The organism is Bacteroides sp. ET225 (assembly GCF_024733745.1).
In the GTDB taxonomy this organism is placed as follows: Bacteria; Bacteroidota; Bacteroidia; order Bacteroidales; family Bacteroidaceae; genus Phocaeicola; species Phocaeicola excrementipullorum.
This window is the reverse complement of record NZ_JANRHN010000005.1, coordinates 98083-122124: the sequence shown is the minus strand read 5'-3', so window position 1 is coordinate 122124 and position 24042 is coordinate 98083. Positions and strand designations below refer to the sequence as shown.

General features: G+C 44.3%; 11 protein-coding genes. 4 read left to right on the top strand and 7 right to left on the bottom strand.

Annotated elements, in window-relative coordinates; genetic code table 11:
* Window positions 1-91: 91 nt before the first annotated feature.
* From NW212_RS03870 to NW212_RS03860, 3 genes are all read left to right on the top strand, one after another.
* Entirely contained in the window at window positions 92-1768 is a 1677-nt protein-coding gene (locus tag NW212_RS03870) for a tetratricopeptide repeat protein (RefSeq protein WP_258337323.1), read from the top strand.
* Between the two features lie 152 nt (window positions 1769-1920).
* The gene (locus NW212_RS03865) at window positions 1921-2940 is read left to right on the top strand and encodes a thioredoxin-like domain-containing protein (protein ID WP_258337322.1); all 1020 of its coding nucleotides are present in this window, start codon (window positions 1921-1923) and stop codon (window positions 2938-2940) included.
* Window positions 2941-2962: 22 nt separating this feature from the next.
* Window positions 2963-4501: a YifB family Mg chelatase-like AAA ATPase gene (locus tag NW212_RS03860; protein WP_258337321.1), complete on the top strand. Its 1539-nt coding sequence runs from the start codon at window positions 2963-2965 to the stop codon at window positions 4499-4501.
* Between the two features lie 264 nt (window positions 4502-4765).
* Here NW212_RS03860 and NW212_RS03855 read toward each other — a convergent pair whose 3' ends face one another.
* From NW212_RS03855 to NW212_RS03835, 5 genes are all read right to left on the bottom strand, one after another.
* Window positions 4766-6328 (bottom strand): glycoside hydrolase, encoded by a 1563-nt coding sequence (locus NW212_RS03855; RefSeq protein ID WP_258337320.1) that lies wholly within the window; start codon window positions 6326-6328, stop codon window positions 4766-4768.
* Between the two features lie 249 nt (window positions 6329-6577).
* Window positions 6578-8173, bottom strand: coding sequence for a glycoside hydrolase (locus NW212_RS03850; protein WP_258337319.1), 1596 nt, complete (start codon window positions 8171-8173; stop codon window positions 6578-6580).
* Between the two features lie 21 nt (window positions 8174-8194).
* On the bottom strand, window positions 8195-9778 hold the full coding sequence (locus tag NW212_RS03845; RefSeq protein WP_258337318.1) for a RagB/SusD family nutrient uptake outer membrane protein: 1584 nt from the start codon (window positions 9776-9778) through the stop codon (window positions 8195-8197).
* Between the two features lie 20 nt (window positions 9779-9798).
* Window positions 9799-12822, bottom strand: a complete 3024-nt coding sequence (locus tag NW212_RS03840) for a TonB-dependent receptor (RefSeq protein ID WP_258337317.1) — start codon at window positions 12820-12822, stop codon at window positions 9799-9801.
* A gap of 24 nt (window positions 12823-12846) precedes the next feature.
* Window positions 12847-14349 carry a hypothetical protein gene (locus NW212_RS03835; RefSeq protein WP_258337316.1) on the bottom strand — a complete coding sequence of 501 codons (1503 nt, stop codon included), beginning with the start codon at window positions 14347-14349 and terminating at the stop codon, window positions 12847-12849.
* Window positions 14350-14546: 197 nt separating this feature from the next.
* Here NW212_RS03835 and NW212_RS03830 point away from each other — a divergent pair, with 197 nt between their 5' ends.
* The gene (locus NW212_RS03830; protein WP_258337315.1) at window positions 14547-18626 is read left to right on the top strand and encodes a hybrid sensor histidine kinase/response regulator transcription factor; all 4080 of its coding nucleotides are present in this window, start codon (window positions 14547-14549) and stop codon (window positions 18624-18626) included.
* A 171-nt stretch (window positions 18627-18797) separates the two neighbouring features.
* Here the strand turns inward: NW212_RS03830 and secDF are convergent, their stop codons facing one another.
* Together secDF and NW212_RS03820 are read right to left on the bottom strand one after the other, a co-directional pair.
* A complete protein-coding gene (gene secDF, locus NW212_RS03825) occupies window positions 18798-21800 on the bottom strand; it encodes a protein translocase subunit SecDF (protein ID WP_258337314.1) in 3003 nt (1000 codons plus the stop codon).
* 144 nt (window positions 21801-21944) lie between these two features.
* On the bottom strand, window positions 21945-24038 hold the full coding sequence (locus tag NW212_RS03820) for a M3 family metallopeptidase (RefSeq protein ID WP_258337313.1): 2094 nt from the start codon (window positions 24036-24038) through the stop codon (window positions 21945-21947).
* Window positions 24039-24042: the final 4 nt, after the last annotated feature.

The following is a 24042-nucleotide window of genomic DNA, read 5'->3' as shown; positions in this document are numbered from 1 at the left end:
TAACGCTTATGGGAGTTTTTCTTATCTTTGCCCCAAATAATCAAGCAAAACGACTAGATTATTCATTATAACAAACTAAATATTTAAAGTCATGATTAAAAAGTTGTATTTGCCACTCGTGGCATTGATTGTCCTGGCTCTCTCTTCATGTAAGAAGATGGGAGAATTATCTCCGGACTATTTCACCACTGACCCTGAAGTGTTGGAGGCAGTAGCAGGTAAAGTCCCTGTAACTATTACAGGCAAATTCCCGGAAAAATACTTCAAGAAAAACGCCATCGTTGAAGTTACTCCGGTTTTGAGATGGGATGGCGGAGAAGCTAAAGGTCAGCCCGCAACATTCCAAGGAGAAAAAGTAGAGGGCAACGACCAAACTATCAGCTACAAGGCTGGAGGTACTTATACAATGAAAGCCGTGTTCGACTATGTTCCCGAAATGGCTAAATCTGAATTGTATCTGGACTTCAAGGTAACTTACAAGAAGAAACAATACACTATTCCTTCTGTAAAGATTGCTGACGGTGTAATCGCAACATCTGAACTTCCGACTGTAAACTCTGCTAATGCAGCTTATTCTGCAGATGCTTACGAACGCATCATCAAGCAGGCTAAGCAGGCTCAGATCATGTTCCTCATCCAGCAGGCAAATATCCGCGCAAGCGAATTGAAGTCAGACAGCCTGAAGGCATTCAACAAGCAGGTTGTAAACGTAGCCAACGATACGAAGAACTACAAGCTGAACAACATTGAAATTTCAGCTTACGCTTCTCCTGACGGTGGTTTTGAACTGAACGACAAGCTGGCTGCAAACCGTCAGAACAACACTGAAAAGTATATCAACAAAGAACTGAAGAAAGGAGAAATCGAAACTCAGGTCGACACTAAATATACTGCTCAGGACTGGGAAGGATTCCAGGAACTCGTTTCTAAGTCAAACATTCAGGACAAAGATCTGATCCTTCGTGTTCTTTCAATGTATTCTGATCCGGAACAGCGTGAAACTGAAATCAAGAACATTTCTTCAGTTTACAAGACTTTGGCTGACGAAGTTCTGCCGCAGCTGCGCCGTGCACGCTTGACTGTAAACTACGATGTAATCGGACGCAGCGATGAAGAAATCAACGCAACATTCGATTCTCATCCGGATTCATTAAAGGTTGACGAACTGCTTTATGCCGCAACTCTGACCAACGACAACGCACGCAAGGAAGCTATCTACAAGAAAACAGTAGAACTGTATCCGAACGACTATCGCGCTTACAACGATCTGGGTATGCTGGCTTACGCTGCCGGTGACCGCGAAGCTGCAGAAAACTACTTCAAGCAGGCTGCACGCAAAAACGCAAACGCTCCTGAAGTGAACACTAACTTGGGACTTTGCGCATTAGCAAAAGGAAATGTTGCTGAGGCTGAAACTTACCTGAGCAAATCAAGCGGTGCCGACACTGCTAACGAAGCTCTTGGTAACCTGTACATCAAACAAGGACAGTATGACCGTGCTGTAGAAGCATTCGGCGACACCAAATCCAACTCTGCTGCTTTGGCTCAGATTCTGGCAAAAGACTACAACAAGGCTAAATCTACTTTGACTGCTGTTAAGAATCCTGACGCTTACACCAACTACCTGATGGCAATCGTAGGAGCAAGAACCAACAATGCAGACCTTGTTAAGAGCAGCATGAACAAAGTTAAACAGCAAGACGCTACTTTAGCAGCTAAAGCTGTTAACGACCGCGAATTTGCAAAATACGCCAATGAAATTCAATAATTGAATTCAGAATCAAAATCAAAAGCCGGAGGAAAATTCCTCCGGCTTTTTTATTATAGAGATGCCATTTTCACTGCCAGAAGAAGATTTTCCAGCGAAACAATACCCAATTACAATTATATTATGTATTTTCGCAACAAACATTATATGGCATGAAAAGATATTCTTTACCGGCAATAACCTTCTGTCTGATATTTTTTCTGACAGCATGCAGCAAAAAATCAGGTTTTGAACTGAAAGGCGAACTGAACAGCCTCTCTTCTGACATGATTCTAGCAATATATGATGACCCAAAATCAAAAACGGATACGATATATCCCAAAGACGGAAAATTCACTTACAGCGTCCCCGCCGATACACTCAGCATATTCCGGCTGGTGAACGACTCCGGCAAATCCATACCCGTATTTGCCAATAAAGGATGGCAAGTGACCTTGAAAGGAAACTTCGACACTTTCACAATAGAAGGAGAGGGACCCAACAAGGAACTGCAAGAATTCCGGGCGCAGATTGCGAATAGGACAAGCCAAACAGAAATACAGCAGGCAGCAGAAGCATTTGTCAAATCACACCCCCAGTCACTCGTTTCCGCTTATCTGATAAACCAATATTTCGTACAGATACCCCATCCGGATGAAGCAAAAATAAAATCACTGACCGAACCGCTCAGCGGAAATGTAAAAGATTGCCGGATTTTAAGCGTAGCACTGAAATCGCTGACAGACAACAGCAAACAAAGGAATAGGAACAAAGAATACGTGAATTACTTTTCAGCCAAAGCAAGAAGCGGGAAATACATCTCATGGAACAGCTCCAAAGACCAGTATATATTGATCAACTTCTGGGCATCATGGGACAAAAAAAGCAAAGCAGCAAGCGACTCACTCTATGCAACGGCAAAAGAATTCAAAAACAAAGAATTGAAAGTTCTGAACATATCGCTCGATTATGACAAGGATCAATGGGAAAAGTCATGCAAGGAGGATACAGAACAATGGATAGAAATTTGCGACAGAAGAGGATGGGGAAATCAAATCATAGAACAAATGAACATACAAGAGATTCCGGCAAACATCCTTGTCAACTCAAGTCGGAAAGTGCTGGCAACAGACCTGTATGGCGATGATCTGCGAAACAAGATCAAAGAACTTACAAAGGACAAGAAAAAATAGAAACCTAAAAAACTGACCTTAAATGCTAATCAAATTATTCGGTGCCGCCGTCCAGGGGATCGACGCCACCATTGTCACCATCGAAGTAAACACTTCGCGCGGAATCAAGTTTTTTCTCGTCGGACTGCCCGATTCTGCCGTAAAAGAAAGTCATGAACGAATCGTATCCGCCATACAAGTAAACGGATACAAGTTTCCGACATGCCAGATTGTGGTAAACATGGCACCTGCCGACATCAAGAAAGAAGGCTCGTCATATGACCTCCCGCTGGCTGTCGGCATCCTGGCAGCCACAGGAATGGTTGCTGCCGACAAACTGGCGAAATACCTGATCATCGGAGAACTGGGGCTTGACGGAAGCCTGCAGCCGATAAAAGGCGCGTTGCCCATTGCCATCGCCGCACGCCAACAGGGATTTGAAGGATTCATCCTGCCGAAACAAAACGCACGTGAAGCAGCAGTTGTAAACAATCTGGCTGTATACGGCGCAGAAAATATCGCTGAGGTAATCAACTTCTTCAATGGGACGCACGAACTGAAACCAACAGTCGTAAACACACGTGAAGAGTTCTACCAGCACCAGTCCACATTCCAATATGACTTTTCTGACGTCAAAGGACAAGAAAACGTGAAGCGTGCCCTTGAGGTTGCCGCTGCCGGAGGGCACAATATCATTCTGATAGGTGCGCCAGGAAGCGGCAAGTCCATGATGGCCAAGCGTTTGCCCGGAATACTCCCGCCTCTCTCATTAGGAGAAAGCCTGGAAACGACAAAGATTCATTCCGTAGCAGGGAAATTAGGCAAGAATGTATCACTGATTGCCACACGCCCCTTCAGAAGTCCCCATCACACCATATCCCAGGTAGCCATGGTAGGCGGAGGAAGCAACCCGCAACCCGGCGAGATAAGTCTGGCACACAATGGAGTGCTATTCCTCGACGAACTCCCGGAGTTCAACCGAAGCGTACTGGAAGTGCTCAGACAACCGCTTGAGGACAGACATATCACTATTTCCAGAGCAAAATACACGCTCGACTATCCGGCCAATTTCCAGCTCGTAGCTTCAATGAACCCTTGCCCATGCGGCTATTACAACCATCCCACACGCCACTGCGTATGTTCACCGGGGCAGGTGCAACGTTATCTGAACAGGATTTCAGGGCCCTTGCTAGACCGCATCGACATACAAGTAGAAATCGTCCCTGTACCTTTTGAGAAAATGGCTGAAAGAGAATCGGGAGAAAGCAGCGCAGAGATAAGGAAACGCGTCATCCAGGCAAGAAAAGTGCAATCGGAACGGTTTGCTGATACCCCCGGCATATACAGCAATGCACAGATGACGCCGGCTCTTCTGCACAAATACGCCTGCCCCGATGAGCGGGGCCTTAACCTGCTGCGGAATGCAATGGAGCGTCTGAATCTTTCAGCACGCGCATACGACCGCATTCTGAAAGTATCGCGGACCATAGCAGACCTGGAGTTATCCGAAAGCATACAGCCGCACCACCTTGCCGAAGCAATCAGTTACCGCAGCCTTGACCGCGCAAACTGGGCAGGATAAGAAACAGAACCAACGGCTGCATAAAAAGGAAAAAACATATTTTTCCATCAGATCCATGAAAAGACAAGACTTCGCGCAAGAAATCTGCATCTCCAGCCTAGAGATACAAATCTCCAGGCTAAAGACATATATCTCCAACTTGAAGATATATATCCTTAGCCTGAAGACGAACTTTCTTGCGGGAAGCCTCAGCTTTATTCTTCCCCAAATACCTGAAATAAGACAACGGTTCCCGTATCGGGGAACGCATTGAACGCACGCTCTTTAAAACGAAACGAATGTCGTTATCGAGCGTGGAGAAAGCATTCCGTCAAAGGTGTCTACGGGAGCAAGGTCCTCGCCTTCTGCATCCGACGTACGATACAGCTTCCATCCGGATATACTTTTATCCGGCACCTGAAAGTCAAAGTTCCTGCTTTCTGACGAATAGTTTATGGCAACAACAACATACCCCCCATCGGCATTCCGATAAGCGGAAACCATAACTCCTGTCAAGTCGGTTTCTCCTTCCGGCACATTACGGCCGTTCCCGTCGCAAGCCATAACCGCAAGCCTTACAGCTCCCGGACGGATAAAGCGGCTGAAATTTCCCAAAGCCCACAACAGTTTTGAATCCGCCACATATCCGTCATCCGCCTCAGGCTGGGGATAAGCCCTCAATAGCCCGTCTTTATAGTCGCCTCCTACAGATCGCCACCATTGCCATGCAGAGGCATTTGCATATACCAGATCACAATGAATAATACGCGCCACATAAAGTGCGGTCTTCATGGAGAAGTCGAAGCCGTGCCCCCCGCCGATTTCCTCATCATTCGACATGATACAGGTTTCGGTTTGCCAGAACCTCAAGCCGAACTTATCCAATGAATTGCGCAGCTGCACACGGAAACCGCGCAAGTTATCAAGCGGCGTATTTGTCCAGTAGCTATGTCCTGCCATCAGGCGAGGAACATTGGGAAGATTTCCAATATACGTATCGGCACTGTCAGGCGCGAAAAAGCTGCTGATAGAGTAGCCTCTCTCCCATCCGCTCATATAGTCGCCCAACATGCAGCGGTAATCGGATGATTCGTTTACCAGCAATTTCGTGCTTATCCCTCTCCGCTGAAACTCCTTGCTTGTTTCGCGCACCACACGGGCTATCTCACGATTGGTGGCAGGTGTCCCCTCCTGCTTTGGTCCTATCCAGTTCCAATGCCCGTCAGGTTCATTGACAACACACAAATAATCAAAAGCGATACCGTCGTGCTTCTTCACTCCTTCCACTGCATCAGCCAGGAAACAAGCATAATCATCATAACAGTTTTCCTTCAGATTCAACGTTCCGCCCCGGCCCGTATTGGTTGCAAGCCCGTTTTGGGTAAAATAGACCGGTGGAGAGTTTAAAAAAGCCAGAAACTGGTCCACTCCCCTTTCTTTTGCCAGACGGAGAAAATTGCGCTGCCCCTGCTGCTTGTTCCAATCGTATGAGCCGTCCGGAGCAAGAAAACATTCTGTCCGCGTCCCATAATTGATCTGGCTGCTGTCACCCTGCTCCACACTTCCCGCGCCGAGATTAAACCGCCACAGGCTCAGTCCAATGCCTTTCGGCTTGCCTTGTTCATCCATCTCACAACTGAACAGCCAGTCAGCCGCCTGCTTCTGCTGCTCTTCAGACCATTTTCCCAAGAAACGCATGCTCCACGCGTCAGACGCACCAAAGTTGTCAATCGTCTGACAGACACTGTCGGGGCTAACCGTAAAATGAAGCGGAACTTGTTTTTCGGCGAAGGAAGCAGAGACACAAGATATACCTATCACCAATGATGTAAAAAACTTTGTAACCATAAAGCGTTTAAATTCAAGTCTGCAAGCCTAAACGTATACATCTTGCACAATCAAAACAAGAATGCTACCTCAAACAGGCTTCATAGCCGCCCCGTCATTGCATCAAGAAGGAGTAATACCACAACGGAAGTCAATCTCTATGATGCAAGTTGTGCACATGAGATTGACTTCGTCCCGTTAGGACAACATTGTTTTCTGACAACTGTTTTCTGCTTGAGGCAGCTTTCTCATAAAACAATCTTTTTCAAATCACTTCAATAAATAGACAAAAGTTGACACCGATTTCGCAGGCAACAGGCCTTCCCGATAATGTTCTATCGGTTCCAAGTCGTATGATTCGGATGTTACCAACTGTTCAACAGAATCAACAGCACCTTCGATCCCCTCTAACGATGTTTCTATTTGAATATTCTTTTCTGTCATGTTTGTATATACCACAACCAGCCTGTCCTTCTCCGGTGAAATATAAGCAGAGCCGAAAACCTCCTTGGAATCCTTCGGAAGATTTACGCCAACACGCTGATAACCAGGTCTTACAAACAAGCTATAGTTACCTAATACCCAAAGGGTCTTTCCAGCAGAGAAAGATCCGTCTTCATTTATATCACCATAGTCACCCCCACCAGGAATTACGCGCACTAGATAAAAACGATTTTTCTGACTGTAGACCTCTGTGCTGACAGCAGTCCAGTAGCACCACGAACTCATACTTGCTGTAACCAAATCATGATGTAGCACTTTTGCCATAGACAAGGCCAGATCCATATAAGTAGCCTCGTCGTAATTAGGATAATCCTCATATCCTTCATCAAGCATACTCCATTCGCTTTGATAAATACGCAAGCCTTGTGCCACAGCTTTGTTATATACTTGCATACGTGTATTTTCAAGCACATTCCATGTTTTATCCAAATAATAGCTGTGTCCACAGATTATATCTGGGAAATGCGACAGATCGCCGATATAATATTTTCCACCGGGAGTAAACAGTTCATCAATCTTATTTCCGTAAGCAGCTCCACGATCGCCCGTACTATAGAAATAATCCCATTTAGCCCCTTCCGGCATAAGCATCATTGTATTCGACAGTCCCTTTTCCGTCAAGCTTCCATCCAAAGCCACAGCAACCTTTTGGACACCTGCGTTCGTGAAACGACATCCTTCCTGTCCTCCGGCACCCCATTCATATTCAGGCTCATTAATGGGACTGATATACGAGATGTTATATCCCTGCCCCTGAAAATGTTCAGCTACAGTAGCTAAAAAATCGCCGAACTTCTTATAACTTTCTTCCGGGAGGTCCGTATTATTGTTAGCACGTCCGTTCCCCGTAAAATAAACCGGGGCAGAGTTGCTAAACAGAACAAACTGTTCACAGCCATATTCTTTCGCCTTTTCCATAAAATACTGCTGTCCTGACTGTTTGGTCCAATTATAGACACCTCCATCTCCAGACAAGAAACATTCCGTCCGTTTGACCGCCTCCGATATATCACTGTCATCTCCCTGATCATAACTTCCCGTCCCCACATTAAACCGCCACATGGAAAGTCCAATCCCTTCTGGATTATTGAGGTTATCTCTCTCGCGCGAGAACAACAGTTTTGCAATTCCCTCTCTATTATCTTCACTCCAATGTTTTCCTATCGGATCCATCATCCATGCATCCGATGCGCCAAAACCGTCAATTGTCTGATAGAGTTCGGCTGCATTCACGGTTACAGTCAGCGTACTGTCTATTTCAACAGGAGGCTCATATGCCGGTACAAATGTTTCATCATCACTGCATGACGACAATGCAGCCAAGCAAGAAAACCCGAACAAAAAATATCTGTTTCTTTTCATAACTGTTCTGTTTTTTATTCATTAATATCCAGGATTCTGTTCAATTGTTCCATTCGACATAGTTATTTCTGATGTAGGAATAGGGAACAACAAATCTCTCGGCGCAGTGAAAGTAATTCCTTTATCACTAGCCTCAATCTGGTTAGAAAGTTCATACTGGTCTGTTGATTCTTCTGTGTTGTAGCGGACAAAGCTTCCATTCGGCCCCATAATACTGCAAATCATGGGTTTGCCATCATCTGTCTTCCAACGACGCAGATCAAACAAACGATTATTCTCCAGGGCAAGTTCCAGACGACGTTCCAAACGGATAGCATCACGAAGTTCCGTGCCCGTTACACTTGAAGCGACAGGATCAAGACCAACGCGCCCTCTTACTTCATTCAATGAAGTACGAGCCTCGGCATCTTTCCCTAAAGCATTCTTCACTTCCGCATCCATCAGCAACACATCAGCATAGCGCAACAGACGATAGTTTAATGGAATATGTGAAGCATCGTATGGATTCGGACGGTCAGCCAATGGAATATATAATTTACGACTTACCCGTGCCGACTTGTGACTTGCAGGAGCAACTGTATACGCACCACGACTTTCATCACCAGGAACGAGATCACCGTCTGTAATAATTGTCCACTTCAACCGTTCTTCATCCCCTGCATCCAAGAATGCTTTCTCCAGATTACTCGTAGGAAGTCCCCATGCCCATCCAGAATCATTACGCGAACCACAAACTACAGGCATACGTATCCCGAGGTTATAAGAAATGTCATTGTTGGTTTGAACCTCAAACAACGATTCCACCCCATTTCTATTGCTAACGCTCCATACGTTCGAAAAATCTTTTTCCAGTTCATATTCCCCATTATGGACACGAACCAATGTATCCAACTGGGCTTCTGCTTCTGTATATTTTCCCTGATACAGATAAGCTTTTGCCAGAATGCCACGTGCTGCCCCTTGAGTGGCACGTCCCAAATCTTCAGCCGCATATTCACTTTTCCGCGGAAGATCAACGATTGCTTCTTTCAAGTCCTGCTCAATCAGTGCATACGTTTCTTCCACCGAAGCACGAGTGATGCCTTCGATTTCGCTTGGCATCAGCACACCTTTCACTAAAGGAAGGCCGCCAAAGTTTCTAACCAAGTCAAAATAAAAGAACCCACGCAAAAATTTAGCTTCAGCTATATAACGTTTCTTTAACGATTCATCCTGAAAGTCCACTCCCGGAATATGTTCCAAACATACATTGCATCTCAGAATCCCCTTATAACGGTATTGCCAGAAATTTTGTGAGCAGTTTCCGCCAGTCTGCGTATCTCCCGTATAATGAGCCAAGGCCTTGTATTCACCCGGATCTTGCTCGGTATTTCCCATCCACATATCATCCGTACACATATCACCGCAAAGATAGAACTTCTGGATCTGCCACCAATCGTCAAAAAAGACAGACTGATAACAACCTGTAATCTGCTGTGCACATTCGTCCTCGTTCACAAAATATTCGGTCAAATCCTGCTGTCCCAAAATAGGTTCCTCCAAAAAGTCGGAACAGCCGGCCAATAGAAATGCCGAAATAGAAATTCCAAAAATATATTTTCTCATAACTTTTTCTTTTTGATTGATTAGAAATTAATATTCACTCCAAACAAGAATGTACGCGGGTTCGGATAGCCAGCCTCATCTACACCAGACTCTGTTACCGCACCCGTAGCTGCTGCCTCCGGATCCATTCCCGAATACTTAGTGATAGTGAACGGATTTTGAGCAGAGAAAGAAAGGCGCAATGTACAAACCTTTGTCCAATCCTTCGGAAGTGTATAACCTATCTGAAGTTGCTTGCAACGCAGATAAGAACCGTCTTCTACATAGAAACTTGAAATGCGGGTATAGTTCATGTTCGCATCATTGGCCGACAAACGAGGTATATCATAGCTTGTCCCTTCTCCATGCCAAGCCGCATTGTAAGTTCCTGCATATACATTTTCACCACCAGCGCCCGAGTATCTTCCTTTTGTTGTATTAAACACATCGTTTCCGAACGTTCCATAGAAATTAGCCATAAAGTCTAAATTCTTCCACGCAAAGTTCAAATTCAATCCTACCATAAGGTCAGGGAAAGCAGAACCGATATAGGTTTTATCCGAGTCATTGATTACACCATCATTATTTAAATCTCTGAAACGAACATCACCCGGCTGAGCATTCGGTTGCAGAATCTCACCGTGTTCACCCGTATGTGACCTGACTTCTGTCCAGTTCTGGAACAATCCGTCTGCTATATATCCATAGAACTGGCTGATTTCTCTTCCTTCTTCATTACGAATAATATAATCGCCTTTAAAAGACTTTGTATAAATCGGGGCACCCGTCAGCTTCTCTGCTGTATTTTTCACTGAAGACAGATTCAAACCCACTCCGTAAGTGAAATCTCCCTGCTGGTCATTCCAGTTTACAGAAAGTTCCCAACCTGTAGCCTTCATCTTACCGACATTTTCCCACATCTGTCCGTTCCACATCGGATAACCGAGAATCAACATGTTATCTTTTTTAATCAACATGTCATGGGACTGTTTATGGAACCATTCGGCTGTAACAGACAAACGGTTTCTCAAAAACGACATATCCACGCCAATGTTATAGTCTTCTACCGTTTCCCACTTCAGCAAGGTGTTTCCTACGGAACCCAATGAAGTTCCTATGATACGATTTGCATCCGGACCAAACACATAATCAGATGCTGTAATTGTAGACTGATAGGCAGAATTATCAATTGCCTGATTACCTACCCGCCCCCAACCGGCACGCAATTTCAAATTGTCAAAGATGTGCTGGTTCTGCATAAAATCTTCTCCCGAAATACGCCAAGCAACTGAGGCTGCAGGAAATACTGCATAACGATTGTCCGGCATAAACTTGGAAGAACCGTCTACACGGACAGACGCTGTAATATAATACTTTTCATTGAAGTTATACATCACACGTCCTAGATAAGAAATCAATGAAGAATATTCATTCAAACCGGAAGCCTGAGGATTCTGTGTACCGGCACTTACATAATGCAACAACTTATCATTCGTAGGAGTATTGTCACGGGAACCTTCCAGCCAATACGACTGGAAACGTTCCATTGTATAACCTCCCATCAGGTTCAGGTTATGTTTTTCGTTGAACGTCTTCATCCAAGTCAATGTATTAGTCCAGTTCCAATCCACCCAATTATGCATATTTCGCTTAGCCGTGCTATAGTCGGCCTTTTCCAGATTGTCCAAAAAGAACTCCGGAGTGAATGTATCTGACAGGCGGAAACGTGCATTCAATCCAAACTGAGAACGGAATATCAATCCTTTTATAGGTTCGATGTTTATATAAGGAGTAGCCAGCAAACCATATTCATCACTATGCTGATTCATACGCGCCATCGAAGCAACCGGATTCCACACCTCACTGTTATGTGAACGAGAATAGTTATCAAGCATGTTTTCTGTCCATTCGTCACGGCTACGCATAACAGGTGTAGTCGGATCCATATTCATTACCGAACCTATCAGGTTGGGAGTGTCATTCCAGTTCTCATATTTCGGCGTGAAATCAATTCCGGCTTTAACTATATCGTTAAAAATATACTCCATGCTGAAACGTGCTGTCAGCTTCTGCCAGTTGCCAATTTTATATTGTGAATCTTGTCCATAATAACCGATACTGCCAGAATAAGTTAATTTTTCGGTTCCTCCAGAAAAGCTCAAATTATAGTTATGAACCAGCGCAGTCTTCCGCATCGACTCATCCCACCAATCAGTACCTTCTGCATCGGTAATATTATTTTTGCTGTTATAGGGAGGCTCGCTGCCATCATTCAGATAACGTGTCTTGAACACATATTCATACTCCGAAGCTTTAGCCATATTCGGCTTCTTCATTGTCTGAAAACCGGCAGAAGCCGTAAAGCTAAATTTAGCAGCTCCTGTCTGTCCCTTCTTCGTCGTGATCAGAATTACACCGTTCGATCCACGAGTACCATAAATAGCAGAAGCAGAAGCGTCTTTCAACACTTGCATACTTTCTATATCATTTTGGTCAAGGAAATTGATATTATCACCAACAGGCATACCGTCAACCACATACAACGGATTAGAACCATTAATGGTGGATACACCACGGATGATGACACGTGGAGTAGCACCCGGACTACCTGTATTTGAAATCTGCACTCCACTGATTTTACCTTGCAGAGAGTTCATTGCATTACCTGTACTCAGCGAACGCAAATCCTCACCTTTCACCGCTGCGATAGAGCTGGTCAGATCACCTTTCTTCACAGCTCCATAACCGATAACGACAACCTCTTCCAAGGTTTCCACATCATCTTTCATCACCACATTAATGACTGTTTTCCCTGCCACATTGATTTCCTGAGTCTTATAACCGATCATTGAGAAGACCAATGTTCCATCCTGAGGAACGGCAAGCTGATAATTACCGTCAAAATCGGTAATTACTCCCGTTGTAGTACCTTTCAACTGCACTGTTGCCCCAATCAAAGGCAACTTGTCACTCTCCGCTGTTACAACTCCCTTTACTGTTATTTGTTGTGCATAGCCACATACGGATAGCAACAACAAACACATAATCAATATCTGTTTTCTCATATTAGATAATTATTTGGGTTAAAATTATTCCACTCTCACTAGTTTTGCCCTTCCCAGATGGGAATCGAAATAGAACTGATAATTGCCAGTTTCTTTCACCACAGGTTCAGACCATATATCTTCTCCCGTTGTCGGTCCACTATAGCTTCTGTTTCTAAATGCGCTTTTAGTACTATAACCGAATACCTCTGGATCAGTCGCACTGTCACTGCGCCAACTTACAAAGTCCCACCATTGGTCTGTGTGATAATTATGAATAATAAAATGCATTTGTTCATTTGCTCGCAGATATATTGGATCATCATAAGTAAACAGATGCGGATTGTTCCCGTCCTGGACAAAAGGATTTACCTCCGTAGGATTCGTAGAAGTCATACCAAAAGTAAAGTCCATCCAAGTGCTTCCACCGTCATTCCACTTATCCAATGTAGGTTCACCATACACCATGCTTGACGGCCATGGATCATCCGCCTCATTCACGCTGTAGGTCTTCATCGTATAGGTCAGCGTTGCAATATTGAAGTCTATTTGATAATAAACATTGCTTTCTTCCAATACAATCGGTTCCGCATCCGCCTCTTTTGACAGTTTCGACTTGTCGGCAGAATCAAGGCCATAGCGAGTCGGTCCAAAACTGTCTTTCTGCGGTATAAAGCTAATTTCTGTTCCTGCATTCCGATTATAATAACGTGCGCTATACTGGAAAGCTCCTGTATGATCGATCAGCATCGGAACACCAAATACATCGCTCGTCAACTCTTCCTCTGTAGCTACATCCGCCAAATACATCTTTTCATAATCCGGTGAATCGGTTACCGAAATCACGCAACTGACTGTATCCGTCCGGAGTAATGTATCGTATGCAATGATTGTTGTCTGATAATCCTTGTTTTCAACAGGTAAATTACTGAGATCAAGCGAATAGTTGATGGCACGAGGATCACTTTCTGTTGGATAAGCCATGAACTTGCCGTAACCTTCCACATTGATACTAAGTGAATCAAGTGCCTTGTTATCAGTGGCGGAGATTGTCAAAGACTGTGGCGAAAGCACACCTTCGCTTATCACAACAACGATCGGCTCTCCACTTGGATTTGTAATTATCGGATCCTCATAATCACCATCCATCGTTATTAAGATAATACCTTCTGTAGTACGCCCGCCTACATCAGACACTGTCACCTTAAGATTAAAATTGTCACCATCCAAATCTTCTGGAACAGTAAACGCATAGTCTAAAGTATATTCATACTGCACTTCTGAATAGTATTGAAATAAATCAATGGTTCTGTCCAGATTTAATTCAGGACACGAAAGACGAATTGACCGGATACCATCTTTGTCTGTAATAGTACCTGCCAAACGAAACTCATACCCACCTAATGTCCGCACGTGATCTGTAGCCAACTCCAATGTAGGCTCCAATCCATCCACATCGGCAAACTCATCGTCACTACATCCGGTGAAAGTTGCTCCTATCGCCAAAAAGGCGTACAAGAAAGAGCGTCGAAAGAATTTTGTTTCCATAATGTTAGTATTTATGATTAAAAAAACTATATTCAAGTTTCAAAGGTTAAATAAATTGTTGCAAAAATATGCGTTATATGCATTCAACCTTCTAACAAATCGTGCAGTGACAGATATTAAATCCGTCATTGCACGATTTATTTATCTCAGTATACAGATTTTTTAGTATTTTTGAATAAACAAGCAAAGCAAAATCGATGAAATACATTCAACTTATCTTTTTTCTGCTAAACGCCATCATTGTACAAGCAGAAACTTACACTATACAACGTTTAGGTCTTGAAAATGGACTTTCAAACAACTACGTTACAGATATCGCGGAAGACAAAAATGGCTTCCTGTGGTTCGCTACTGAGGAAGGGCTGAACAAACTGGAAGGGAATTCTTTTTTTACTTACTACAAAACGGAAAAAGGGAAACAATGCATAACCGGAAACGAACTGAACTGCCTTCTTGACGACCCTGAGGAACCGGTCTTATGGATAGGTACGCAACGAGCCGGACTGAATGCTTTCAATTATGAAACCAACACCTTTACAGTCTACCGGCACGACAAGAATAATCCGAGCAGTCTGGCGACAGATGATGTAACTGGAATCTTGCCTTCCACCGACGGAAACTTATGGATCACAACCTATTGGAAAGGTATAGATTATCTAAACAAAGAAACAGGAAAGTGCACCCACTACAACTCTGAAACAGTTCCGCAATTTCCAGAAAACAATGTACTGAGTGCTATGGAAGATGGAAGAGGAAACTTATTTATTGGACATAGAAATAAAGGACTTACCATATTGACACTGAAAAACAAACAGGTCAGAAACTTTATGAACTCTCCACAAAATCCTAAATCTATACCGGGGAATGAAGTAAATTGCATCTACCAAGACAATACAGGAAACATTTGGATAGGTACAGACAATGGGCTAGCCATTTATAATACTGAAAACGCTGAATTTATCCGATTCGGGAAAAACAACAATCCCTTAGCCGGAAGAATTTTCAATATCAGGCAGTTGAATGACAAGCGCCTATGGGTAGCTACTGAAACTGGAGGTATTGCAATAATTGATCTCTCGCAACATTTTTTCTCCGCAGCAGAAAACGTAAAAATACACTACATCGAAGAAGGCGATAATGAATACAGCTTAAGCAGTTCCAGCGTTCGCTGTATCTTCCAAGATTCATATAACAATATATGGACCGGCCTGTGGGGAGGAGGAATAAACTTCATCAACAGCAACACGACCTTGTTCAATGCTTATCGCTATTCGCCTAACCAAACCGGAAGTAACCTCAACTCAAGAACAGCAAGCGCTGTGTGTACAGATACACAAAACAGACTATGGGTCGGAACCGACGGAGGAGGCATCAACGTACTTGAAAACGGTAAAAGAATCAAAACCTTCACAGAAAAAGACGGACAGATCAGTGGAAACTCAGTGCAAACCGCATTTCGTGATACAAAGGGAAACTTATGGTTCGGCATCTTTCAGGGAGGAATCATGTTCTACGATCAGCATAAAAGAAAATTCCGCCAACTCTTGCCTAACGAACTTGAGAAAGCTGATGTCCGGACAATATTTGAGGACCCTGACGGACTGATGTGGATTGGAACAAGCAACGGAATATACCAAATGACAAGTGATACAAAAAAAATCATCAAACACATAGATGTCCCTAACAACCTCGTACGCACGATTTTGAAAGATACAGCTGGAAGGGTCTGGGTTGGAACATTTGGCGGAGGATTATTCCTATATTCTGCCAATATGGAACATCTTAAGACATTCGACACTTTTGCATCCTTTCCGTCCAACACAATAAATCACATTTATGAAGACTGCAAACAGAATATCTGGGTTGCTACAGGGGACGGACTTATACAATTCCCTCCAAATGAGGATTTGAAATACAATGTATACAAGCGTGAAAAAGGTTTGGTAAATACACACATACGGGCTATAATAGAAGATAATTCAGGAAATATATGGTTGAGCACAAACAAAGGAATTTCCTGCCTTCTGTCCGGATATAGCAAAATCTGCAACTATAACAATAAAGATAATATCCCATTGGCCAGTTTCACCAGTGGAAGCGTATGCAAAGACACAAACGGTGAATTGTATTTCGGTTCTATCGGCGGATTGTGTTATTTCAGTCCGGAATTTGTTCTCAGAAAAAGGACTTCTCCACAAGCCATAATTACAAGAATCAATGTAATGACTCCTCTTTCTCTTCATAATGAAAAAGAACAAAACTTTCAACTGAATGGACGTGAGAACATCAGACTTGAACACGATCAAAACAACTTCCAAATTTCATTCTGCATACCTAACTACGCTCTCGCCAACCAAACAGAGTATGCCTATATGTTAAAGGGAATGGAAAACTCATGGTACACCATAAGCAATGATAATGGCCTGACATTTCGGAATCTTCCTTATGGGACTTACGAATTTCTGGTCAAAGCGCGTATCCGCAACCAAAAATGGCCAGAAAAAAGCACCTCATTGCTAATAACTATCGCTCCCCCATTATGGCTGTCCTGGTGGGCAAAATTAGGCTATATTATCTTTATCTTAGGCATCTTGTCTGTTTTCTTACATATATATAAACGGCGCATCAATCTGGAATACCTGTATGAGTCCGAAAAATGGAGTCATGAACAAGAGCAAAAGCTTAATGATGAACGCTTGCGATTCTTTACAAACATTACGCACGAACTGCGTACACCCCTGACACTCATCATCGGTCCGCTGGAGGACATGCAGGAAAGCACTACACTCACGGGAAAAGACAAACGGCGCATCTCTGTAATCCATCAAAGCGCTGTCAGGCTGCTCAACCTGGTCAACCAAATATTGGAATTCAGAAAAACTGAAACTCAAAACAAGAAACTGTGTGTATGCAAAAGCAACATTGTTTCTGTCGTCTATGAAACAGGATTGAAATACAAGGAGCTCAACAGAAATCCGCATATTGCCATATCTATCCATACAGAAGAAGAGAATATGGAACTTTTCTTTGATAAAGAGGCCATAACCATTATTTTAGACAATCTGGTTTCAAACGCACTGAAATATACTGAGAAGGGACAAATAAGCATTGGTGCGCAATGGGTAGAAGAACAAAATGTACGCTATCTGGAGCTAAGTATCCGAGATACAGGATATGGCATCAGTCCGGAAGCGCTCTCTCATATTTTTGAAAGATATTACCAGGAAGGCAGTCACCACCAGGCTTCAGGAACAGGTATCGGGCTGGCTCTAGTAAAGAATCTGGTAAACCTGCACGAAGGCACAATCCAGGCTGAAAGCCAACTGAATGTAGGAACGGTTTTCAGGATACGACTTATTGCAGCAAACACCTATCCTAATGCCTTGCACAAGGATGAAGAAGAAACATCTTCTTCCAAGACACCGGATAAAAACGATCCGGAAGAAATGAAACAAAACACGCTTTCGGACAATCAGCATCCTGTTGTTTTAATAGTAGAGGATAATGAAGACATTATGACCTACATCGTTGATTCGTTTACCGACTTATATGAAGTAAAAACCGCAAGAAACGGAAAAGAAGGAATGGAAATCGCACTAGAATGTATACCAGACCTGATTGTCAGCGATATAATGATGCCGATAATGGACGGAATCACTATGTGCCGGAAATTGAAAAAAGACATACGGACCAGCCATATCCCTATCATTTTACTTACTGCCAAGGACACACTGACAGACAAAGAAGAAGGATATCTGTCGGGGGCTGACTCTTATCTGACCAAGCCCTTCAGCGCAAGCCTCCTTCACAGCAGGATCAATAACCTTTTGACACAGCGCAGACACCTTGCAGAACACTATTCTGAGAAAATCGTTTCAGAAAAGATTACCACCAAGGAACTTGAAGAGAAACATTCGATAATTACGGATTCGCTGAACAAGATAGACAAAGAGTTTCTTGATAAAATGAAACATATCATTATTGAAAACTTATCGGCGACAGAAGCCATTGACATCAACTACCTTGCAAGCACCCTCTGCATGAGTTCCTCCACACTCTACAGAAAAACGAAAGCATTGACAGGAATGTCTACCAACGAGTATATCCGAAAAATCAAGATGCAGCTGGCTGAAAAAATGCTTCTCGAAGGCAAATATAACATATCGGAGATTGCCTTTAAAGTCGGAATAAACAGTACAGTTTATTTCCGCCAATGCTTCAAGGAAGAGTTCGGACTCACTCCATCCGACTATCTAAAGAAAATCAAGGAAGGCTGACATTCCTTTGTTTACTTCCTGACTTCCACAAAGGAAGAAAGAATACAAATCCATCACGCAACAGAAACCTGCCGACATAAGAAGGGCTGCACCAGTATCTCTACTTTGGCGCAGCCCCTTTATTTTATCCGGCAGTGCACATGCGTACAACCTGCCATTTGTCAGCAAACCTTATGCTTTCTTCACCTCGCCTTCTCCTACCTGTGCCGGCATCTTGTTGCCCAACAGCAAATAGGCAACAGGAGCTGCAACAAACAGAGAAGAGAATGTTCCAATGACAACACCCAAAATCATCGCAAACGAGAAGCTGCGAATGCTGTCACCTCCAAGAATGATGATGATAAGAAGCACAATCAACGTACTCTGACCTGTGTTCAACGTACGGGCCAATGTTGTATTCAGCGCATCATTGAACATTTTCGCACGCTCACGTGTCGGATACAGATGGCTGAACTCACGCACACGGTCGAAAATAACCACCTTATCATTGATAGAATAACCGATGATTGTCAGCACGGCACCGATAAATGTCTGGTCAACATCCAACGAGAACGGCATGATACCATAGAACAATGAATAAGCACCGATAACCAATACAGCATCAACAGCCAATGCTACCGTAGCACCGATACTGTAGGCGATATTGTTGAACCGAATCAAAATATACAGACCGATCGCAATCAGCGCAAACACAACCGCCCACACAGCAGAAGTTTTCATGTCATCTGCGACACTCGGACCAACTTTCTGCGAACTGATGATCGAACATCCGTCCTGCGTATCACGGTCGACAAAGTGCTCGAGAGTAACGCCTTCAGGAACCAGATTGCCTTCCTTCAGGGATGTATACAGCAGACTCTCGATTTCAGAATCGACTTTCGGATCATTTTCTTCAATACGATAGTTGGTCATCACGCGGATTCTTTTTCCGTCTGTTCCCAAAGCGATGGCCTGCACATTTGCGTCACCTACCTTCGCGTCAAGCAGATCGCGGACTGTTTCCGGCTGAACCACTCTGTCGAACTGAACCACAAAGTTACGTCCTCCGGTAAAGTCGATACTTTGCGACAAGCCACGAGTAAAGAACGAAACAATGCAGATCAACAGCAAAACGCCCCATATCGTGAACGAGCGTTTGATAATGCCCATGAAATTATAATGTACGTTCTGGAACAGATTCTTTGACACTCCCGTAGAGAATGTAAGATGCTGCCATTTGTCTTTCTTCATGTAGTGTTCGTAAACCAGACGAGTCATGAAAACGGCTGTAAAGAACGAACAGAGAATACCGATAATCAATGTCGTAGCAAATCCGCGGATTGGTCCTGTACCGAAATAGAACAAGATAACACCCGTGATGATTGATGTCAGGTTAGAGTCGAAGATTGCAGAGAATGCACCCGAATAACCGGCAGAAACCGCATCTTTCATTGTTTTTCCAAACCGCAGCTCTTCTTTTGTACGCTCGTAAATCAACACGTTCGCATCGACAGCCATAGCCAGAGAAAGCACCATACCGGCGATACCCGACAATGTCAGCGCCGCCTGGAATGAAGTCAGAATACCAAGCGTGAAGAAGAAGTTGAAGATCAAGGCACCGTTGGCCACCATACCCGGAATGAAACCGTACATCACACAAAGATAAGCCATCAGCGCGATCAAAGCCACGATAAACGAAACAAGGCCCTGATTGATGGACTGCTGTCCCAACGACGGACCTACGATATCTTCCTGCACGATACGCGCAGGAGCCGGCATTTTACCAGACTTCAGCACATTCGCCAAGTCCTTGGTCACTTCCGGAGTAAAGTTACCGGTGATTTCAGAATTTCCTCCGGTAATTTCATTTCTTACATTCGGCGCACTGTATACATAACCGTCGAGCACGATAGCGATTTCCTTGCCGATGTTCTTTTTAGTCAGCGCGGCCCAACGGCGGGATCCGTCGTTGTTCATCGACATCGTTACACACGGCTTGTTAAACTGGTCGTAAGAATCTCTAGCGTCAGTAATCACATCTCCTTCCAGCGGAGCGCGTCCGTTACGTTCTGTAGAGCGGATAGCATAAAGTTCAAAGATGCGTCCGGTCTTATCCATGTCGGAAGCCTTGACTCCCCACATCAGTTTCAGGTCGCGGGGCATGATTTCTTTAACGCCCGGCATATTCAGAATTGCATTTACAGCAGCTGTATCCTTATAGTCTGCATATCCCACGATAGATCCCATTCCGCTTTGGTTGGGCTGGAACACAGACAGCAAGGGATGATCTTTCTTGTACTGTTCTACATTTGCTGCAGAGTTGTCTACCGTTTCACCTTTCAACACAGCAGCAAGACTGTCCTTGGAAGAGATGGCAGCCGAAGCCTTTTCCTTTTCAACCGCAGCCGAATCCACCTTTACAGAGTCGGTTGTTGAACCCAGCAGCAAACGCGCGCGTTCGTCAGCCGAAACGAGAACAGGCACAATGTCTTTCGCTTCATAAGTTTCCCAGAACTCAAGATTTGCCGATCCCTGCAACAGATTTCTGACACGTTCAGGCTCCTTGATGCCCGGAAGTTCAACCATGATACGGCCCATTGTTCCTTCCAGTGCCTGGATATTAGGCTGAACAACACCGAAACGGTCGATACGGGTACGCAACACATTGTATGAGTTGTCGATAGCGGCCTGTACTTCCTGACGCAATACGCGTTCTACCTCAGCGTCTGTACTGCGGGTGTTGACCTTGTCCTTCAACTGTTGTGTCGCAAAAAGTTCGGCCAACGTTCCGTCAGGAGCCTGTTTCTTGTACTCTCTCACAAATAAAGTGATGAAATCCTCCTGGCTTGTCACCTGCTGTTTGGCAGCTTCTTCAACAGCCTTATTGAAGGCTGCATCCGGTTTGTTGTCAGCCAATGCCTTTACAACATCAGGCACAGACACCTCCAGAATCACGTTCATACCACCTTTCAGGTCCAATCCCAACCCGATTTCCATTTCACGGCATTGTTTCAGCGTATAGACACCGAGCCATACCTTCTGGTTCTGCATGGAATCCAGATAATGGGCAGCACCTCTGGGATCCTTTTCCGCCTTGTTCATCTGATAGCGAGTGACAAACGAGAACGAAAGGTAGAAGATGCAGGCAAGTGTCAGTAATACCGCAAAAACCTTTACAAATCCTTTGTTTTGCATGTTACTTTAGTTTATTATATTAATTTTTAATTTGATACGTTTATTCAAGGTTGCAAATATAGTTTTTTTTCATCAGATAAGCCGAAACGATTGCAAATATTTAAACTTTTGATTACAAAAAGCTTGATTATGCAATCAAACCGTTTACTTCAATCCGCGGGATTCCAGCAACGGCTCAAGGCTCGGCTCAGCGCCGCGGAAAGCCACATACATCTTCATCGGATCGTCAGATCCTCCTTTCTCAAGGATATTCTTGCGGAAGGAAGCGGCCGTTTCCTGATCAAACAGCCCATGCTCCTTAAAGGCTTCAAAAGCATCCGTATCCAGGCGTTCCGCCCACAGATAACTGTAGTATCCGGCATCGTATCCGCCCATGATATGATTGAAATATGTAGCACGGTAACGCGGCGCGATTTGAGGAATCAGACCGATTTTATCCATCAGCTGTTTTTCAAAGCCCATGACATCCAGACTGTCCGTAGAGGTCAGGCAATGCAGTTCCATGTCCAGAATGGCCGCAGCCAGCAGTTCTGTAGTCATGAAACCCTGATTGAAATGCGACTGGTTTTCAATTTTCTTTATAAGATCGTCAGGAAGAGCTTCGCGTGTTTTATAATGCTTCGCATAGACCTTAAGCACCTCAGGAGCCATAGCCCAGTGTTCCATAATCTGGGAAGGAAGTTCCACAAAGTCCTGTGCAACGGCAGTTCCCGAAACGCCCTTATATTGGCAATTTGTCAGGAATCCGTGAAGCGCATGCCCGAATTCGTGAAACATGGTCCGAGCCTCATCCAATGTAAGCAAGGAAGGAAGATCGCCTGCGGGTTTGGTAAAACTTGCCACATTGTAGATAAGCGGGCGCACATCAGCCGAAGCCTCACGGAAATTGCTCATCCATGCACCGCTCCGTTTGTTGGAACGGGGCATATAATCGCTGTAGAATATCCCCAGCAAAGACCCGTCACCGTCATTCACAATATACGTCTTTACATCCGGATTATACACAGAAATGCTGTCCGTCGGAGTCAATGTCACGCCATAAAGCTTGTTCACCACATAGCAAAGTCCATTATGCACATCTTCCTGGCTGAAATAAGGCTTGATTTCATCCTCATTCAGATCATATTTCTCTTTGCGAAGTTTCTCTGCATAATACCACCAGTCCCATGCCTCCAGCTTTTCGCCTTTTCCCTCGCGGTCCATGATTGTCTGCAACTGCGCAGCCTCCGACTTGGCTTTCCCGATAGCATATCCCCACAGCTTATACAGAAGGTCAAGTGCATTTTCAGGAGTCTTCGCCATGTTTTCCGCCAACTGATATTCAGCATAATTGCTGTATCCCATCAGCCTGGCCTTTTCCAGACGAAGCGTCAGAATCCGTTTCAGGAGTTCTTTGTTGTCATTTGCGTCACCGTGGTTTCCCAAATTGATATAAGCCTGATAAATATCCTTGCGCAGCTCTCTGTTTTTTGCATACTGCAACAACGGCAGACGACTGGATTCTTGCAGGGTGAACACCCATTTGCCTTCTTTTCCGTGGGCTTTTGCCTCCTGGGATGCCCCTTCAACCACCGTTTCAGGAAGCCCTTCCAGATCCTTCTTATCGTCAACCACCAACAAATATGCGTTGTTGTCGGCAAGCACATGATTGCCGAACTCGATGGTAAGCGTAGCAAGCTCTTTGTTGATTTCGCGCAAACGGGCCTGTTTGGCTGAATCCAGTGCAGCCCCTGCACGTACAAACCCCTTGTAATATTTATCCAAAAGATAATGCTGTTCGGTTGTCAGCTGGATTTTCCCTTCAGCTTCTTTATCATGCACAGCCGCAACGCGCTTATACAAATCCTGATTCAAATAAATATTGTCGCTGTGTTCTGAAAGCATTGAGGCGAATTTCGTTTCCAGCTCCATCAGCTGATCATTGGTATCAGCTTCTGTCAAGGCAAAAAACACACCGCTGACATGATCAAGAACCTCCCCACTCTTGTCAAGCGCGACAATTGTATTCTCAAAAGTTGGTTCATCCGCATTTTCCACAATCGTCCTAATCTCTTCATTCTGTTGGTCAATGCCGGCCAGGAAAGCCGGTTCATAATGTTCCACCTTGATGCGGCTGAAATCAGGAGTGCCATAAGGAGTCTGAAACTCCGCCAGGAACGGATTCTCGCTCTCGTTCGTCTTCTGTCCGCACGCACATACCAAACACGTCATAGCTGCAGCAATTACAAGTTGTTTCATTATC

Excerpts from the sequence above, each read along its gene's own strand:
- NW212_RS03870 (WP_258337323.1), top strand. The coding sequence starts at position 92 with ATGATTAAAAAGTTGTATTTGCCACTCGTGGCATTGATTGTCCTGGCT.
- NW212_RS03865 (WP_258337322.1), top strand. The coding sequence starts at position 1,921 with ATGAAAAGATATTCTTTACCGGCAATAACCTTCTGTCTGATATTTTTT.
- NW212_RS03860 (WP_258337321.1), top strand. The coding sequence starts at position 2,963 with ATGCTAATCAAATTATTCGGTGCCGCCGTCCAGGGGATCGACGCCACC.
- NW212_RS03855 (WP_258337320.1), bottom strand. The coding sequence starts at position 6,328 with ATGGTTACAAAGTTTTTTACATCATTGGTGATAGGTATATCTTGTGTC.
- NW212_RS03850 (WP_258337319.1), bottom strand. The coding sequence starts at position 8,173 with ATGAAAAGAAACAGATATTTTTTGTTCGGGTTTTCTTGCTTGGCTGCA.
- NW212_RS03845 (WP_258337318.1), bottom strand. The coding sequence starts at position 9,778 with ATGAGAAAATATATTTTTGGAATTTCTATTTCGGCATTTCTATTGGCC.
- NW212_RS03840 (WP_258337317.1), bottom strand. The coding sequence starts at position 12,822 with ATGAGAAAACAGATATTGATTATGTGTTTGTTGTTGCTATCCGTATGT.
- NW212_RS03835 (WP_258337316.1), bottom strand. The coding sequence starts at position 14,349 with ATGGAAACAAAATTCTTTCGACGCTCTTTCTTGTACGCCTTTTTGGCG.
- NW212_RS03830 (WP_258337315.1), top strand. The coding sequence starts at position 14,547 with ATGAAATACATTCAACTTATCTTTTTTCTGCTAAACGCCATCATTGTA.
- secDF (WP_258337314.1), bottom strand. The coding sequence starts at position 21,800 with ATGCAAAACAAAGGATTTGTAAAGGTTTTTGCGGTATTACTGACACTT.
- NW212_RS03820 (WP_258337313.1), bottom strand. The coding sequence starts at position 24,038 with ATGAAACAACTTGTAATTGCTGCAGCTATGACGTGTTTGGTATGTGCG.